The organism is Streptomyces sp. NPDC055189 (genome assembly GCF_053606765.1).
In genome coordinates, this window is record NZ_JBSGSG010000043.1 from 43190 (window position 1) to 57213 (window position 14024).

A 14024-nucleotide genomic window follows, 5' to 3' on the forward strand; every position below is an offset into this window, starting at 1 on the left:
TGTGAATGGGCCATGAGGCGGGGCCGTCGGGGAGGCGAGGCCGTTCGGCGCTCCGGCGGGCTTTCGGTACTGTCGGGCGACGATGCACAAGACCCTGATCGTCACGAACGACTTCCCGCCCAGGCCCGGTGGCATCCAGGCGTTCCTGCACAACATGGCGCTGCGCCTGGACCCCGAACAGCTCGTCGTCTACGCCTCCACGTGGAAGCGGGGCCGCGAGGGCACCGAAGCGACGGCCGCCTTCGACGCGGAGCAGCCCTTCAAGGTCGTACGCGACCCCACGACGATGCTGCTCCCGACCCCGCGCGTCACGCGGCGCGCGGTCTCCCTCCTGCGCGAACACGGTTGCGAGTCGGTGTGGTTCGGGGCCGCAGCCCCGCTGGGGCTCATGTCGCCCGCGCTGCGCAAGGTGGGCGCGCGGCGGCTCGTCGCCACGACACACGGACACGAGGCGGGGTGGGCGCAGCTGCCGGCCTCACGCCAACTGCTCCGCCGCATCGGCGAGTCGACGGACACGATCACCTATCTGGGCGAGTACACGCGCTCGCGCATCGCCGCCGCGCTGACACCCGCGGCGGCCGGGCGGATGGTCCAACTGCCGCCGGGCGTCGACGAGAAGACGTTCCACCCGGAATCGGGCGGGGACGCCGTGCGGGCCCGCCTCGGCCTGACGGACCGCCCGGTCGTGGTCTGCGTCTCGCGGCTCGTGCCGCGCAAGGGGCAGGACACGCTGATCCTCGCCATGCCCCGGATTCTGGCCCGGGAGCCCGAAGCGGTGCTGCTGGTCGTCGGTGGCGGCCCGTACGAGAAGGACCTGCGGAAGCTGGCCGCCGAGACCGGGGTCTCGGACTCCGTTCGCTTCACCGGGGCGGTGCCGTGGGAGGAGCTTCCCGCGCATTACGGGGCGGGGGACGTCTTCGCGATGCCGTGCAGGACCCGGCGGGGCGGGTTGGACGTGGAGGGGCTCGGCATCGTCTACCTGGAGGCCTCCGCGACCGGCCTCCCGGTCGTCGCCGGGGACTCCGGCGGAGCGCCGGACGCGGTGCTTGACGGGGAGACGGGGTGGGTCGTCCGGGGTGGGTCCCCGGAGGCCGCCGCGGACCGGATCGTCACCTTGCTGGGCGACGCGGAGTTGCGTCAGCGCATGGGGGAGCGGGGCCGGGAGTGGGTGGAGGAGAAGTGGCGCTGGGATCTCTTGGCCGAGCGTCTTAAGGAGCTTCTGTAGCGCCTACTGGGCTGCTGCCGCGGGTCCGTGCGCGACTGACTGCCGTCGTGGGCTGAGCGCGCAGTTCCCCGCGCCCCTGACGGGGCCCAGCTGAGCGCCCCTTTAGGGGCGCGGGGAACTGCGCGAGCAACCACAACAGACCGAGAGCCGCATAGAGACAAGGCCCCCCACGGCGAGTGGGCGGCCCCGCAAACGCTACCCGCGGTAAATCGCTTCGATCTCGTCCGCGTAGTCCTTGGCGACAACATTCCTCTTCAGCTTCAACGACGGAGTCAGATGCCCGGACTCCTCCGTGAACTGCGAAGAAAGGACACGGAACTTGCGCACGGACTCCGCCTTGGAGACCGCCGCGTTGCCGTCGTCCACCGCGCTCTGGATCTCCGCGAGGAAGTCCGCGTCGTCCCGCAGCGACGTCGCCGTGGAATCGGCAGGCTTCCCGTGGTCCAGGGCCCACCGGCCGATGAACTCGTCGTCCACCGTGACAAGCGCCCCCACGAAGGGGCGCCCATCGCCCACGACCATGCACTCCGCGACGAGCGCGTGCGCGCGGATACGGTCCTCGATCACCGCGGGAGCGACGTTCTTGCCGCCCGCCGTGACGATGATCTCCTTCTTGCGGCCGGTGATCCGGAGGTAGCCGTCCTCGTCGAGCGTGCCTATGTCGCCCGTGTGGAACCAGCCGTCGGCGAGCGCCTCTTCAGTCGCGCCCTCGTTGTTCCAGTACTGCGTGAACAGGTGCTCGCCGTGCAGCAGCACCTCGCCGTCGTCGGCGATCCGGACGACCGAGCCGGGCAGCGGCTGGCCGACCGTGCCGATCTTCTGGCGGTCCCAGGGGTTGAAGGCGGTGGCCGCACACGACTCGGTCAGGCCGTAGCCCTCAAGGACCGTGAAGCCGATGCCGCGGAAGAAGTGGCCCAGGCGCTCGCCGAGCGGCGCGCCGCCCGAGATCGCGTACTCGCCGCGTCCGCCGAGGACGGCCCGCAGCTTGCTGTAGACCAGCTTGTCGAACGTCTTGTACTTGATCTTCAGGCCGAGCGAAGGGCCGCTCGGGGTGTCGAGAGCGCGGCTGTACGCGATCGCCGTGTCCGCGGCCTTGTCGAAGATCTTGCCCTTGCCGTCGGCCTGCGCCTTGGCGCGCGCCGAGTTGTAGACCTTCTCGAAGACGCGCGGGACGCCCAGGATCATGGTCGGCCGGAACGAGGCCAGCTCGTCCGTGAGGTTCTTGACGTCCGGCGCGTGGCCCAGCTTGATCGGCGCCATCAGGGCTGCGACCTCGACCAGACGGCCGAAGACGTGCGCCACCGGAAGGAAGAGGAGGACGGAGCACTCACCGGTGCGGAACAGCGGTTTCAGGCGCTCCACCACGTTGCCGCACTCCGCGAAGAAGCTGCGGTGCGTGAGGACACAGCCCTTGGGGCGGCCCGTGGTGCCCGAGGTGTAGACGATGGTGGCCGGGTCGTCGGCGCCCGCGACCGCGCTGCGCTCGTCGACGGTCTCCTCGGAGACGTCGGCGCCCGCGCGGTTCAGCTCGGCGACGCCGCCGGCGTCGATCTGCCAGACGTTGACCAGGTCCGGAAGCCGGTCGCGCACGGAGTCGACGGCGGCGGAGTGCGCGTCGAGCTCGACGATGATGCCGACGGCGCCGGAGTCGCCGAGGATCCACTGGATCTGTTCGGCCGAGCTCGTCTCGTACACCGGCACGGTGACCGCGCCCGCGCTCCAGATCGCGAAGTCGAGGAGCGTCCACTCGTAACGGGTGCGGGACATCAGGGCGACGCGGTCGCCGGGGCGCACTCCGGAGGCGATGAGCCCCTTCGCGGCGGCGCGCACCTCGGTGAGGAAGGTCTTGGCGTTGACGTCCTGCCAGGTGCCGTTCACCTTGCGGCCGATGACGGCGACATCCGGATGCTGCGCGGCATTTCTGCGGACGATGTCGGTCAGATTGCCGTCCGCAGGGACCTCGTACAGGGCCGGAAGGCTGAACTCGCGCAAGACTGCTGCTCCTACATAGGGCGCCGGCGCCACGACATTGTGCGATGCGACGGTGCGGTCCAAGATCGGGCAGGTGCTCCGTGGAAATGGGGGGAAAGAAGGCTGGAGCACTACTGGACTGCCCGGACGTTACCCATGGGTATGGCTTGTTCGGTAGGGGGTCCGGGCCAGATGTTCGGTGCGTCACACGTCTTTGTGGTCTGAACCGCACAGTACGCCACGCCATTCCCGACTCGGAAGTAACCGCAGGTCCGCCCCCTTCTCCATGCCTCTACCCACGTTTGCCCGCTCGTTCTAGGGTGATCGGCATGCCAGGTTTCAAGGTCAATGTGGTCAGTGACGTGCACGGCAACGCAAAGGATCTCGCCCGCGCGGGCGAGGGGGCCGACGCACTCATCTGTCTCGGTGATCTGGTCCTGTTTCTCGACTACGCGGACCACTCGCGCGGTATCTTCCCCGACCTCTTCGGCGAGGAGAACGCGGACCGCCTCGTCGAGCTGCGCACCGCACGCCGATTCGACGAGGCCAGAGAGCTCGGATCCCGGCTGTGGGCCGGGATAGACCGGGCTCCCGCCATCGAGAAGGCGGTGCGCAAGCAGTACGCCGAGCTGTTCGCCGCCTTCCCCGTACCGACGTACGCGACGTACGGCAACGTCGACATGCCGGCCCTCTGGTCGGAGTACGCGGGCCCCGGCACCACCGTCCTGGACGGCGGCAGGGCCGAGATCGGCGGCCGGGTCTTCGGGTTCGTCGGCGGCGGCCTGCGCACCCCCATGCGCACGCCCTACGAGATCAGCGACGAGGAGTACGCCGCCAAGATCGAGGCCGTCGGCGAGGTCGACGTGCTCTGCACGCACATCCCGCCGGAGGTCCCGGAGCTGGTGTACGACACCGTCGCGCGCCGCTTCGAGCGGGGCAGCCGAGCGCTGCTCGCGGCCATTCACAAGACCCGCCCGAGGTACTCACTTTTCGGCCACGTCCATCAACCGCTGACACGGCGGATGCGGATCGGGGCGACGGAGTGTGTGAACGTGGGGCACTTCGCGAGCTCGGGCAGGCCGTGGGCCCTGGAGTGGTGACAGCGGGCCACTCGGTGCGCGGTAGCCTTCACGCGTCACACATATAGACACCATCCCCCGTACCGGACCGCATCTGGAGGAGCCACAGAGATGGCGGAACACACCAGCTCGAGCATCACGATCGAGGCGGCACCGGCCGAGGTGATGGGGGTGATCGCCGACTTCGCGCGCTACCCGGACTGGACGGGTGAGGTGAAGGAGGCGGAGGTGCTCGACACCGACGAGCAGGGCCGCGCCAAGCAGGTCCGCCTCGTCATGGACGCGGGCGCGATCAAGGACGACCAGACCCTCGGGTACACGTGGACCGGCGAGAACGAGGTCAGCTGGACCCTCGTCAAGTCGCAGATGCTGCGCTCGCTCGACGGTTCGTACCTGCTGCGGCCCGCGGGAACCGGCACGGAGGTCACGTACAAGCTGACCGTCGACGTCAAGATCCCCATGCTCGGCATGATCAAGCGCAAGGCGGAGAAGGTCATCATCGACCGGGCGCTCGCGGGCTTGAAGAAGCGAGTGGAAGCGGGCCCGAAGGCCGGGTAACGGACGGGCGGGCGGGAAACATCCGCCGCGAAGCGGGCGGAAGGGTCTACAGCTCACGGGCCCGCGGTCAAAGGCGCCCCCGCCGGCTCACGTACCGTTCACCCTTATGCGCACCCTTTTGCTCACCGGCCCCGGCGGCTCAGGCCGAACCACTGTCGCCGCGGCCACCGCGCTTTCCGCAGCCCGCGAGGGGCACCGGACCCTGCTGATCTCAGCCGACCGCGCCGACACCCCCGGCGCGGAACACGCGAACCTCACCCTGCGGACGCTGACCCCCGGCGACGAGTTCCGGGACGACCTCCTCGCCCTGCAGAACCGCGCGTCCTCCGCGCTCGACCTGCTCGGCGCCGGACGCCTGGAGGGCGAGGAGCTCACCCCGCTGCCCGGCAGCGACGAACTGGCCCTGCTCCGCGCCCTGCGCGACGCCGGACAGGGCACGTACGACACCGTGGTGGTGGACCTGCCCCCGGCGCCCCGCGCCCTCGCGGTCCTCGCCCTGCCCGAGCAGCTGCGCCGCTACCTCCGCAGGCTCCTTCCGCCCGAGCGGCAGGCGGCCCGCGCCCTGCGGCCCATGCTCGGCCGCATAGCGGGCGTCCCGATGCCCGCCGCCTGGCTCTACGAGACCGCCGCCCGCTGGGACACCGAACTCGCCGCCGCGCAGGCCGTGATCGAGGCACCGGACACGACGGTCCGCCTGGTCGCCGAGCCGGGACCCGCGGGCGCCGACGCCGTGCGCGCCGCCGCCACAGGGCTCGCCCTGCAGGGCCTGCGCACCGACGCGCTGCACGCCAACCGCGTACTGCCCGACGACACCGCCGACACGTGGTTCGCGGGGCTCATCTCCCAGCAGCGCAAGACGCTGGCCGAGTGGCAGGAGACGTACGGCGAGAGCCTCGTGCCCCTGCCGCACCTGGGGCACGATCCGCGCGGCGCCGACGACCTGGCCGCCCTCGGCGTGCCCGCCCCCGCCGCTGCCCCCGAGCCCGTCCGGTGGCCCGTCCTGGACGCCCTCGCCGAGGACGGCGTACTGGTCTGGCACATCCCGCTCCCCGGCGTCGTACGCGAAGAGCTCGGACTGATCCGGCGCGGCGACGAACTGGTCGTGACCGCGGGAGCCTTCCGGCGCATCGTCCCCCTGCCGTCGGCCCTGCGCCGCTGCACCGTCGCGGGCGCCGGGCTGCGCGAGGGCGAGCTGCGGGTGAGGTTCGCGCCCGACCCGGATCTGTGGCCGCCGGCACGGTGAACGCGCAACCGCCGTTCGGGTAACGTCGAGAGTACGAATCAATCCATGGACCGCCCTTTGCAGGAGTCTTCCGTCATGAGCGATGCCACCGAGCGCGAAGTGCCCGAACCCGAAGCGGCCGACACCGACGCCGACGCGTGGGAGAAGGCGTGCGCCGAGGACCTCGCGGCGGAGAAGGCCCGGCGCCGTGCCCAGTACGGGCCGCCGCCCGGCTCCGCGGGCGAGGAGCTGCGCAAGCTCGTCGACGCCGTGTCCGAGAAGCTGTCGGGGCTCCAGACGCCGCTGCTCGGCGCGGTCGCGCAGGGCGCCGTCGAGCAGACCGTGAAGCAGGTCGTCCAGCAGGCGAAGGCCGCCGTCGAGCCGGTCATCGAGCGCAACCCCGACGTCTTCGACCATCTCGCCGCCGCAGGCAGCGAACTGCTCGCCGCCTACCGCTCTGCGGTCGAGGGCCAGGAGGGCCGCTGGACCCGCGGCAGCGACGCCGCCAAGGGCCCCGACCCGCGCGACGAGGGCCCCGGTCCCGGCGAACACATCGACCTGGACTGACTACCCCTCGGGTACGGTTGCCCATAGCGGGGCTCGACCGAAACTGAGGGACACATGGGACTCACCATCGGCGTCGATATCGGCGGCACGAAGATCGCGGCCGGAGTGGTCGACGAAGAGGGCACCATTCTCGACACCCACACGGTGCCCACTCCGCCGACCGCCGAAGGCATCGTGGACGCGATCTGTGCCGCCGTCTCCGGCGCCGGCAAGGGGAACGACGTGGAGGCCGTCGGCATCGGCGCCGCCGGTTACGTGGACGACAAGCGTGCCACCGTCCTCTTCGCACCGAACATCGACTGGCGTCACGAGCCGCTCAAGGACAAGGTCGAGCAGCGGGTCGGCATGCCGGTCGTCGTCGAGAACGACGCGAACGCCGCCGCCTGGGGCGAGTACCGCTTCGGCGCGGGCCAGGGCCACGAGGACGTCATCGTCATCACCCTGGGCACGGGCCTGGGCGGCGGCATCATCATCGGCAACAAGCTGCGGCGCGGACGCTTCGGCGTGGCCGCCGAGTTCGGCCACATCCGGGTCGTGCCGGACGGGCTGCTCTGCGGCTGCGGCAGCCAGGGCTGCTGGGAGCAGTACGCATCCGGGCGCGCCCTGCTGCGGTACGGACAGCAGCGCGCCAACGCGACGCCGGAGGCCGCGGACATTCTGCTCGGCCTCGGCGACGGCACGGTGGAAGGCATCGAGGGCAAGCACATCAGCGAGGCGGCCCGGCAGGGCGACCCGGTCGCGGTCGACTCGTACCGCGAGCTGGCCCGCTGGGTCGGCGCGGGCCTGGCCGACCTGGCCTCGCTCTTCGACCCCTCCGCGTTCATCGTGGGCGGCGGCCTCTCGGACGAGGGCGAGCTCGTGCTCGACCCGATCCGCAAGTCGTTCCGCCGCTGGCTCATCGGCGGGCAATGGCGCCCGCACGCGCAGGTGCTCGCAGCCCAGCTCGGCAACAAGGCGGGGCTCGTGGGCGCCGCCGACCTGGCGCGCCAGGGCTAGCTCCACGCCGCATTTCGTACGAGGCCCGCCGTCCCTTCCGGGGCGGCGGGCCTCGTCGTGGCGGCACCCCGCAGCGCGTATCTTGATCTCCATGGTGACGCTTCCCAACTCCAGGACCGAGGACGACGGTTCGGCCGTCGTCCGGGTGCTCAGCTACAACATCCGGTCCATGCGGGACGACACCGACGCGCTGGCCCGGGTCATCGCCGCCTGCGCGCCCGATCTCGTACTCGTCCAGGAGGCGCCCCGGTTCTTCCGGTGGCGCAAGAAGCTGGCGCGGCTCGCCCGCGCCGCCGATCTGGTGGTGCTCTCGGGGGGTGCCACCGCGTCGGGGCCCGCGCTGCTCTGCTCGCTGCGGGCCACCGTCGAGCGGACCGAGGACGTGCTCCTGCCGCTCACGCCGGGTCTTCACCGGCGCGGCTTCGCGACCGCAGTCGTGCGGTTCGGGGGTGCCCGGCTCGGGGTCCTGAGCTGCCATCTGAGCCTGCAGACCGACGAGCGGTACGCACAGGGCGGGATGCTGCTCGACCGGCTCGCGGGGATGGGCGTGGAGCACGCGGTCGCGGGCGGCGACCTGAACGACCGGCCCAAGGGCCGTACGTTCCGCAGGCTGGCCTCGACGCTCCGGGACTGCTGGGAGACCGCGCCCTGGGGCGGCGAGAACACCTCGACGCCGGGGGACCCGCATCAGCGCATCGACGCGATTTTCGCCACCCCGGGGGTCGAAGTGCTCGGCTGCGGCGTGCCGTTGGAGCTGGACGGCGTGAGCGAGGCGGATCTGCGGGCGGCCACCGACCATCTGCCGGTGCTCGCCGCCCTCAGGATTCCCGCGGCTCAGGAGAGTGCGCGCGCCTAGACGACCGCGCCGCGGCCCGGATCCTCGTCGCCCTCTTCGTCGTCGCCCTTCATCCGCGCCACCAGTGTGGCGAAGCCGCCGAGGAAGCCGCCGATGCTGAGCGTCGCGAGCCACCACGTCATCTGCCAGCCGAGCAGCACCGCGAGCAGCATGAGGAGGGGGCCGCCGAGGACGGCGAGCCAGGCGAACTTCGCGGTGACGTCCGCTGCGGGCAGCGGCGGCGGCTCCGGCGGGACGAAGTGGCCCTCGTCGTCCTCGCCGAGGTCGTCGTCCGACGCCTCCGGGGCGTCGTAGTCACGCGGGCCGCCGCCCACGCCGGGGGCGAAGGAGACGGAGCCGCCGAGCGTCTTCTTGGAGCCGGAGTCGTCGGGATTGTCCGGGGCAGTGGGGTCCTTGGTCCGCTCGGAGCTTTCCGGGGTGTCGTTCGTCTCCGGTTCGAGCAGTGCCAGGTCCTCGATGGACTTGAACGGCTTGGCGCCCGGCGGGTCAGCCGGCTCCTGGCCGTACCCCGCGACGATCGCCTGCCAGGCCGCGTCCTCGTCCAGGGGCAGGCCCTCGGAGGGCTCCTGCCTCTTCTCGGGCTCGCGGCTCTCGCCGTCGGGTTCGATTCTGTCCTGCTCAGCCACCGGTGGCCGTCCCTTCCTTACCGACACTGGGGGCGAGCCGGCCGATGAACGCGTAGCTCTCCTCGAAGATCCGGTCCGCATCATGGTCCAACGTCGCGACGTGGTAGCTCTGTTCCAGGATGGTTTCCGTGACGTCCGTGGACGACACCCGGCTGAGGATCCTGGCCGAGTCCGCCGGCGGCACCACATGGTCCTGCGGGCTGTGCAGCAGCAGCAACGGCTGGGTCACCTGCGGCAGTTCACGGTCGAGCCGCTGGAAGAACCGCCGCATCGAGTGTGCCGCGTGCAGCGGAACCCGGTCGTAACCGATCTCGACCGAGCCCTCCAGGGCGATGTCGCTCGCGATGCCCTTCGTCGAGGGCACCAGATGCCGGGCGAGCGGCAGCGCGTGCGCGGCCAGGCCGTGCACCTTGTTCGCCGGGTTCACCAGGACGATGCCCCGCACCTCGTCGCCGTGCTTGGCGGCCAGACGCAGCGTGAGGGCGCCGCCCATGGAAAGACCGAAGACGAAGACGTCCGTGCACCGCTCCTGGAGCGCGCGCAGCTCGCGCTCCACCTCTGCGTACCAGTCCTGCCAGCCGGTGACCTGCATGTCCTCCCAGCGCGTGCCGTGACCTGGAAGCAGCGGGAGCGAGACGGTCAGGCCGCGGCCCGCGAGGTACTCGGCCCAGGGGCGCAGGGACTGCGGTGATCCGGTGAAGCCGTGGCAGAGCAGGACGCCGACCTCGCCGCCTTCGTGGCGGTACGGCTCGGCTCCGGGGAGGACCGGCACTTCGGTCTCCTTCGTGAGGTGTGGCAGCGGGGGATTCGAGGAGTACTTAACGGTACGCGACCGGACTGACACCGACCAGGGCCGTCGGGCTCTTTGGGCTTACTGCGGGTTAAGGTCTGATCCACACTTAACAGGAGGCACTCGGTTTGATCTACGGCGCAATGAAGGTCGCCATCGGCGGGCCGCTGAAGCTCGGCTTCAGGCCCTGGGTGGAGGGCCTTGAGAACGTACCCGCCGAGGGGCCGGCCGTCCTGGCAAGCAATCATCTGTCCTTCTCGGACTCCTTTTTCCTGCCCGCGGTCCTCGACCGCAAGGTCACCTTCATCGCGAAGGCGGAGTACTTCACGTCCCCGGGCGTGAAGGGCAAGCTCACCGCGGCCTTCTTCAAGGGCGTGGGCCAGCTGCCCGTGGACCGCTCCGGCGGCCGCGGCGCGGGCGAGGCGGCCATCAAGAGCGGCATCGAGGTCCTGGAGCGCGGTGAGCTCTTCGGCATCTACCCGGAAGGCACGCGGTCGCCCGACGGCAGGCTCTACCGTGGCAAGCCCGGCGGCCTCGCGCGCGTGGCCCTGGCCACCGGGGCGCCCGTGCTCCCCGTGGCGATGATCGACACCGAGAAGATCCAGCCGCCCGGCAAGGTGCTCCCGAAGCTGATGCGGCCCGGAATCAAGATCGGCAAGCCGCTCGACTTCAGCCGGTACCACGGCATGGACCACGACCGGTTCGTCCTGCGGGCGGTGACCGACGAGGTCATGTACGAAATCATGAAGCTGTCCGGCCAGGAGTACGTCGACGAGTACGCGACGGCGGCCAAGCGCCGGATCTCGGATGCGGCGAAGGCCGAGAAGGAAGCCGAGAAGAAGGCGGAGAAGGCGGCCGCCGCGGCAGAGAAGGAAGCCGCCGCTGCGGAGAAGGAACGCTCGGGCGCCTAATCGCGTCAGTGCGTAGGGGAGCGAGTGCACAGGGGGGCCGGCGCGAGCGGGAGCGGCCGGCGCCCCAAGGGGTGGGGGACATGACCAAGCGCGTGCGCGTCATGAGGATGTCGGTCGAGCAGCCGCTGTGGCGTGCGCTGACCGGCTATCGCGTACTGACCATGCTGTACGCGATCGGCCTGTTCGTGGCCGCGCACGACAAGTTCGACCGCCCCTGGGTGGCCGTCGCCTTCTACGCGGTGCTCGCGGGCTGGACCCTCGGCACGCTGCCGAAGGTCGCGAACGCGGCGAGCTGCACCAAGCGGTTCCTGGTCATCGACCTGACCATCGCGCTCGTCGGCATCCTGCTCACGCCGGTCGCCGACTCGCACCAGCGGATCGTGCACGACGGCCCGACGCTGCCCTCCATATGGACGGCGGGCGCGGTGCTCGCCTTCGCGATCAAGGGCGGCTGGCGGTGGGCGGCCTTCGCGTCGGCTCTCGTCGGCGTCGCCAACATCGCGCAGCGCGGCAGGCCCACCCAGGACACGCTCCACAACGTCCTGCTCGTCTGCATCGCCTCCATCGCCATCGGATACGTCGTCGAGGTGGCCCGCGCCTCCGAGCGCACCCTCGCCCGCGCCCTGGAGATCGAGGCCGCGACCCGCGAACGGGAGCGCCTGGCCCGCGACATCCACGACAGCGTGCTCCAGGTCCTTGCGATGGTGCAGCGGCGCGGCAGCGCGCTCGGCGGCGAGGCGGCGGAGCTCGGCAGGATGGCGGGGGAGCAGGAGGTCGCGCTGCGCACGCTGGTGGCGGGCGGCCTGGTCCGTACGTCGCACGAGTCGGAGGACGCCTCGCTCGGTGCCGTCGTCCGCGCGGTGGAGGAACCCGACGACCAGGCGTCCGCCGATGACGGCGAGCCCTGCGATCTGCGGACGCTGCTCTTCCCCTACGCGGGCGCCAAGGTGACCGTCTCGGAGCCGGGCGCTCCGGTCGCCCTGCCGCCGCGGGCCGCGCGGGAACTGGCCGCCGCGGTGGGCGCCGCCCTGGACAACGTCCACCGGCACGCGGGCCCGGACGCCGGTGCCTGGATCCTGGTCGAGGACGAGCCGGACGCCGTGATCGTGACGGTGCGGGACGACGGCCCGGGCATCCCCGAGGGCCGTCTCGCGGAGGCCGAGGGGGAGGGGCGGCTCGGTGTCGCCCTGTCGATCCGGGGGCGCCTCCGGGACATCGGAGGCACGGCCGAGCTGATCTCGGTGCCGGGCCAGGGGACGGAAGTCGAACTCAGGGTCCCGCGGGCCGCACAGGGTGTGCCGGACGCGGGCAGCACACGGGGGAAGGCAGGAAAGGAACGATGAGCGAGCAGCATCAGCACAACGGCGAGGTCGGCAAGGACCCGGTCAGGGTCATGGTCGTCGACGACCACCCGATGTGGCGGGACGCGGTCGCCCGCGACCTCGCGGAAGCCGGTTTCGACGTGGTCGCCACGGCGGGCGACGGCGAGCAGGCGGTGCGCCGCGCACAGGCCGCCGCGCCCGACGTCCTCGTCCTCGATCTGAACCTGCCCCTGAAGCCGGGTGTCCAGGTCTGCAAGGAACTCGTCGGCGCCAACCCCGCCCTGCGCGTCCTGGTCCTCTCGGCGAGCGGCGAGCACGCCGACGTCCTGGAGGCGGTCAAGTCCGGCGCCACCGGCTATCTCCTGAAGTCGGCGTCCACCGCCGAGCTGACCGACGCGGTGCGCCGCACGGCCGTCGGCGACACGGTCTTCACACCGGGCCTCGCGGGCCTCGTCCTCGGCGAGTACCGCCGCCTGGCGTCCGATCCGGCGCCAGGCGCCCCGGACGAGCCGAAGGCCCCGCAGCTGACCGACCGCGAGACCGAGGTGCTCCGCCTCGTCGCCAAGGGACTGAGCTACAAGCAGATCGCCGAGCGCCTGGTCATCTCGCACCGCACCGTGCAGAACCACGTGCAGAACACCCTGGGCAAGCTCCAGCTGCACAACCGCGTGGAGCTCGTGCGGTACGCGATCGAGCGGGGCCTCGACGACGCGTGACCCCTCGGGAAACCCCTCATACGGGTGAACTCGCGTGATCAACTCCCGTGTTCCGGCCAGGAATTGACCATCCGCACCGTCCCTGAGTGACCTGGATCACCATTAGCGTGACTCGCATCAAGGCCACTGACGGAAGGGACTTTTCCATGCGGGTCGGAGTACTGACCGGAGGCGGCGACTGCCCCGGGCTCAACGCCGTCATCCGGGGCGTCGTCCGCAAGGGCGTGCAGGAGTACGGCTACGACTTCGTCGGCTTCCGGGACGGCTGGCGCGGTCCCCTGGAGGGCGACACCGTCCAGCTCGACATCCCGGCCGTACGGGGCATCCTGCCCCGCGGCGGCACCATCCTCGGCTCCTCGCGCACGAACCCGCTCAAGGAGGAGAACGGCGTCCGGCGCATCAAGGAGAACCTCGCCAAGTGCGAGGTCGAATCCCTCATCGCGATCGGCGGCGAGGACACCCTCGGCGTCGCCGCGCGGCTCACCGACGAGTACGGCATCAATGTCGTCGGCGTACCGAAGACGATCGACAACGATCTGTCCGCCACGGACTACACCTTCGGCTTCGACACCGCGGTGGGGATCGCCACCGAGGCCATCGACCGGCTGCACACGACCGCCGAGTCCCACATGCGGGTCCTCGTGGTCGAGGTCATGGGGCGGCACGCGGGCTGGATCGCCCTGCACTCCGGGCTCGCCGGTGGCGCGAACGTCATCCTCATCCCGGAGCAGCGCTTCGACGTCGACCAGGTGTGCTCCTGGGTGACCTCGCGGTTCAAGGCCTCGTACGCGCCGATCGTCGTCGTCGCCGAAGGGGCCATGCCCAAGGACGGCGAGATGGTCCTCAAGGACGGCACGCAGGACTCCTTCGGGCATGTGCGGCTTTCGGGCGTGGGGGAGTGGCTGGCCAAGGAGATCGAGGGCCGTACGGGGAAGGAAGCGCGCACGACCGTCCTCGGGCACGTGCAGCGCGGCGGTACGCCGAGCGCCTTCGACCGGTGGCTGGCCACGCGCTTCGGCCTGCACGCGATCGAGGCCGTGCGGGACGGCGACTTCGGGAAGATGGTCGCGCTCCAGGGCACGGACATCGTGCGGGTCCCGATCGCCGAGGCGACGGCAAGGCTGAAGACGGTGGACCCGAAGCTGTACTCCGAGGTCGGGGTGTTCTTCGGCTGAGAGGAGCGCC

At 70.9% G+C, this 14024-nt stretch carries 14 protein-coding genes; 11 read left to right on the top strand and 3 right to left on the bottom strand.

Going from position 1 to position 14024, the window contains the following annotated elements; genetic code table 11:
• Positions 1 to 82 precede the first annotated feature (82 nt).
• Positions 83 to 1225 carry a glycosyltransferase family 4 protein gene (locus tag ACWFR3_RS27070; RefSeq protein WP_453737230.1) on the top strand — a complete coding sequence of 381 codons (1143 nt, stop codon included), beginning with the start codon at positions 83 to 85 and terminating at the stop codon, positions 1223 to 1225.
• 195 nt (positions 1226 to 1420) lie between these two features.
• Here the strand turns inward: ACWFR3_RS27070 and ACWFR3_RS27075 are convergent, their stop codons facing one another.
• Positions 1421 to 3217, bottom strand: coding sequence for an AMP-dependent synthetase/ligase (locus ACWFR3_RS27075; protein WP_453737231.1), 1797 nt, complete (start codon positions 3215 to 3217; stop codon positions 1421 to 1423).
• A 329-nt stretch (positions 3218 to 3546) separates the two neighbouring features.
• Between ACWFR3_RS27075 and ACWFR3_RS27080 the strand changes: the two genes are divergently transcribed.
• The 6 genes from ACWFR3_RS27080 (at position 3547) to ACWFR3_RS27105 (ending at position 8474) form a co-directional block, all read left to right on the top strand.
• Positions 3547 to 4296, top strand: a complete 750-nt coding sequence (locus ACWFR3_RS27080) for a metallophosphoesterase family protein (RefSeq protein WP_453737259.1) — start codon at positions 3547 to 3549, stop codon at positions 4294 to 4296.
• Positions 4297 to 4386: 90 nt separating this feature from the next.
• The gene (locus ACWFR3_RS27085; RefSeq protein WP_453737232.1) at positions 4387 to 4833 is read left to right on the top strand and encodes an SRPBCC family protein; all 447 of its coding nucleotides are present in this window, start codon (positions 4387 to 4389) and stop codon (positions 4831 to 4833) included.
• Positions 4834 to 4939: 106 nt separating this feature from the next.
• Complete coding sequence (locus tag ACWFR3_RS27090) at positions 4940 to 6076, top strand: ArsA family ATPase (protein ID WP_453737233.1); 1137 nt, start codon at positions 4940 to 4942, stop codon at positions 6074 to 6076.
• 75 nt (positions 6077 to 6151) lie between these two features.
• Positions 6152 to 6622, top strand: coding sequence for a DUF5304 domain-containing protein (locus tag ACWFR3_RS27095; protein WP_453737234.1), 471 nt, complete (start codon positions 6152 to 6154; stop codon positions 6620 to 6622).
• 54 nt (positions 6623 to 6676) lie between these two features.
• Positions 6677 to 7618: an ROK family glucokinase gene (locus tag ACWFR3_RS27100; RefSeq protein WP_453737235.1), complete on the top strand. Its 942-nt coding sequence runs from the start codon at positions 6677 to 6679 to the stop codon at positions 7616 to 7618.
• 91 nt (positions 7619 to 7709) lie between these two features.
• Positions 7710 to 8474, top strand: coding sequence for an endonuclease/exonuclease/phosphatase family protein (locus ACWFR3_RS27105; RefSeq protein ID WP_453737236.1), 765 nt, complete (start codon positions 7710 to 7712; stop codon positions 8472 to 8474).
• On the opposite strand, the gene ACWFR3_RS27110 is transcribed toward ACWFR3_RS27105, so the two are convergent.
• Together ACWFR3_RS27110 and ACWFR3_RS27115 are read right to left on the bottom strand one after the other, a co-directional pair.
• Positions 8471 to 9100, bottom strand: a complete 630-nt coding sequence (locus ACWFR3_RS27110; RefSeq protein ID WP_453737237.1) for a hypothetical protein — start codon at positions 9098 to 9100, stop codon at positions 8471 to 8473. The two genes, ACWFR3_RS27105 and ACWFR3_RS27110, sit on opposite strands and share 4 nt — an antisense overlap.
• Positions 9093 to 9872 (bottom strand): alpha/beta hydrolase, encoded by a 780-nt coding sequence (locus ACWFR3_RS27115; RefSeq protein WP_453737238.1) that lies wholly within the window; start codon positions 9870 to 9872, stop codon positions 9093 to 9095. Before ACWFR3_RS27115 ends, ACWFR3_RS27110 begins: the two co-directional genes overlap by 8 nt.
• Positions 9873 to 10033: 161 nt before the next feature.
• On the opposite strand from ACWFR3_RS27115, the gene ACWFR3_RS27120 reads away from it, so the two are divergent.
• The 4 genes from ACWFR3_RS27120 to ACWFR3_RS27135 all read left to right on the top strand — a co-directional run bounded on the left by ACWFR3_RS27120 (position 10034) and on the right by ACWFR3_RS27135 (position 14014).
• Positions 10034 to 10801, top strand: coding sequence for a lysophospholipid acyltransferase family protein (locus ACWFR3_RS27120; RefSeq protein ID WP_453737260.1), 768 nt, complete (start codon positions 10034 to 10036; stop codon positions 10799 to 10801).
• Between the two features lie 80 nt (positions 10802 to 10881).
• Positions 10882 to 12144 (top strand): MacS family sensor histidine kinase, encoded by a 1263-nt coding sequence (gene macS, locus ACWFR3_RS27125; RefSeq protein ID WP_453737239.1) that lies wholly within the window; start codon positions 10882 to 10884, stop codon positions 12142 to 12144.
• The gene (locus ACWFR3_RS27130; RefSeq protein WP_453737240.1) at positions 12141 to 12839 is read left to right on the top strand and encodes a response regulator; all 699 of its coding nucleotides are present in this window, start codon (positions 12141 to 12143) and stop codon (positions 12837 to 12839) included. Before macS ends, ACWFR3_RS27130 begins: the two co-directional genes overlap by 4 nt.
• A 146-nt stretch (positions 12840 to 12985) precedes the next feature.
• Positions 12986 to 14014, top strand: a complete 1029-nt coding sequence (locus tag ACWFR3_RS27135; protein ID WP_453737241.1) for a 6-phosphofructokinase — start codon at positions 12986 to 12988, stop codon at positions 14012 to 14014.
• The last annotated feature ends 10 nt before the right edge of the window (positions 14015 to 14024 follow it).

Coding starts and splice junctions, on each gene's coding strand:
- ACWFR3_RS27070 (WP_453737230.1), top strand. CDS start 83: ATGCACAAGACCCTGATCGTCACGAACGACTTCCCGCCCAGGCCCGGT.
- ACWFR3_RS27085 (WP_453737232.1), top strand. CDS start 4,387: ATGGCGGAACACACCAGCTCGAGCATCACGATCGAGGCGGCACCGGCC.
- ACWFR3_RS27090 (WP_453737233.1), top strand. CDS start 4,940: ATGCGCACCCTTTTGCTCACCGGCCCCGGCGGCTCAGGCCGAACCACT.
- ACWFR3_RS27095 (WP_453737234.1), top strand. CDS start 6,152: ATGAGCGATGCCACCGAGCGCGAAGTGCCCGAACCCGAAGCGGCCGAC.
- ACWFR3_RS27100 (WP_453737235.1), top strand. CDS start 6,677: ATGGGACTCACCATCGGCGTCGATATCGGCGGCACGAAGATCGCGGCC.
- ACWFR3_RS27105 (WP_453737236.1), top strand. CDS start 7,710: ATGGTGACGCTTCCCAACTCCAGGACCGAGGACGACGGTTCGGCCGTC.
- ACWFR3_RS27120 (WP_453737260.1), top strand. CDS start 10,034: ATGAAGGTCGCCATCGGCGGGCCGCTGAAGCTCGGCTTCAGGCCCTGG.
- macS (WP_453737239.1), top strand. CDS start 10,882: ATGACCAAGCGCGTGCGCGTCATGAGGATGTCGGTCGAGCAGCCGCTG.
- ACWFR3_RS27130 (WP_453737240.1), top strand. CDS start 12,141: ATGAGCGAGCAGCATCAGCACAACGGCGAGGTCGGCAAGGACCCGGTC.
- ACWFR3_RS27135 (WP_453737241.1), top strand. CDS start 12,986: ATGCGGGTCGGAGTACTGACCGGAGGCGGCGACTGCCCCGGGCTCAAC.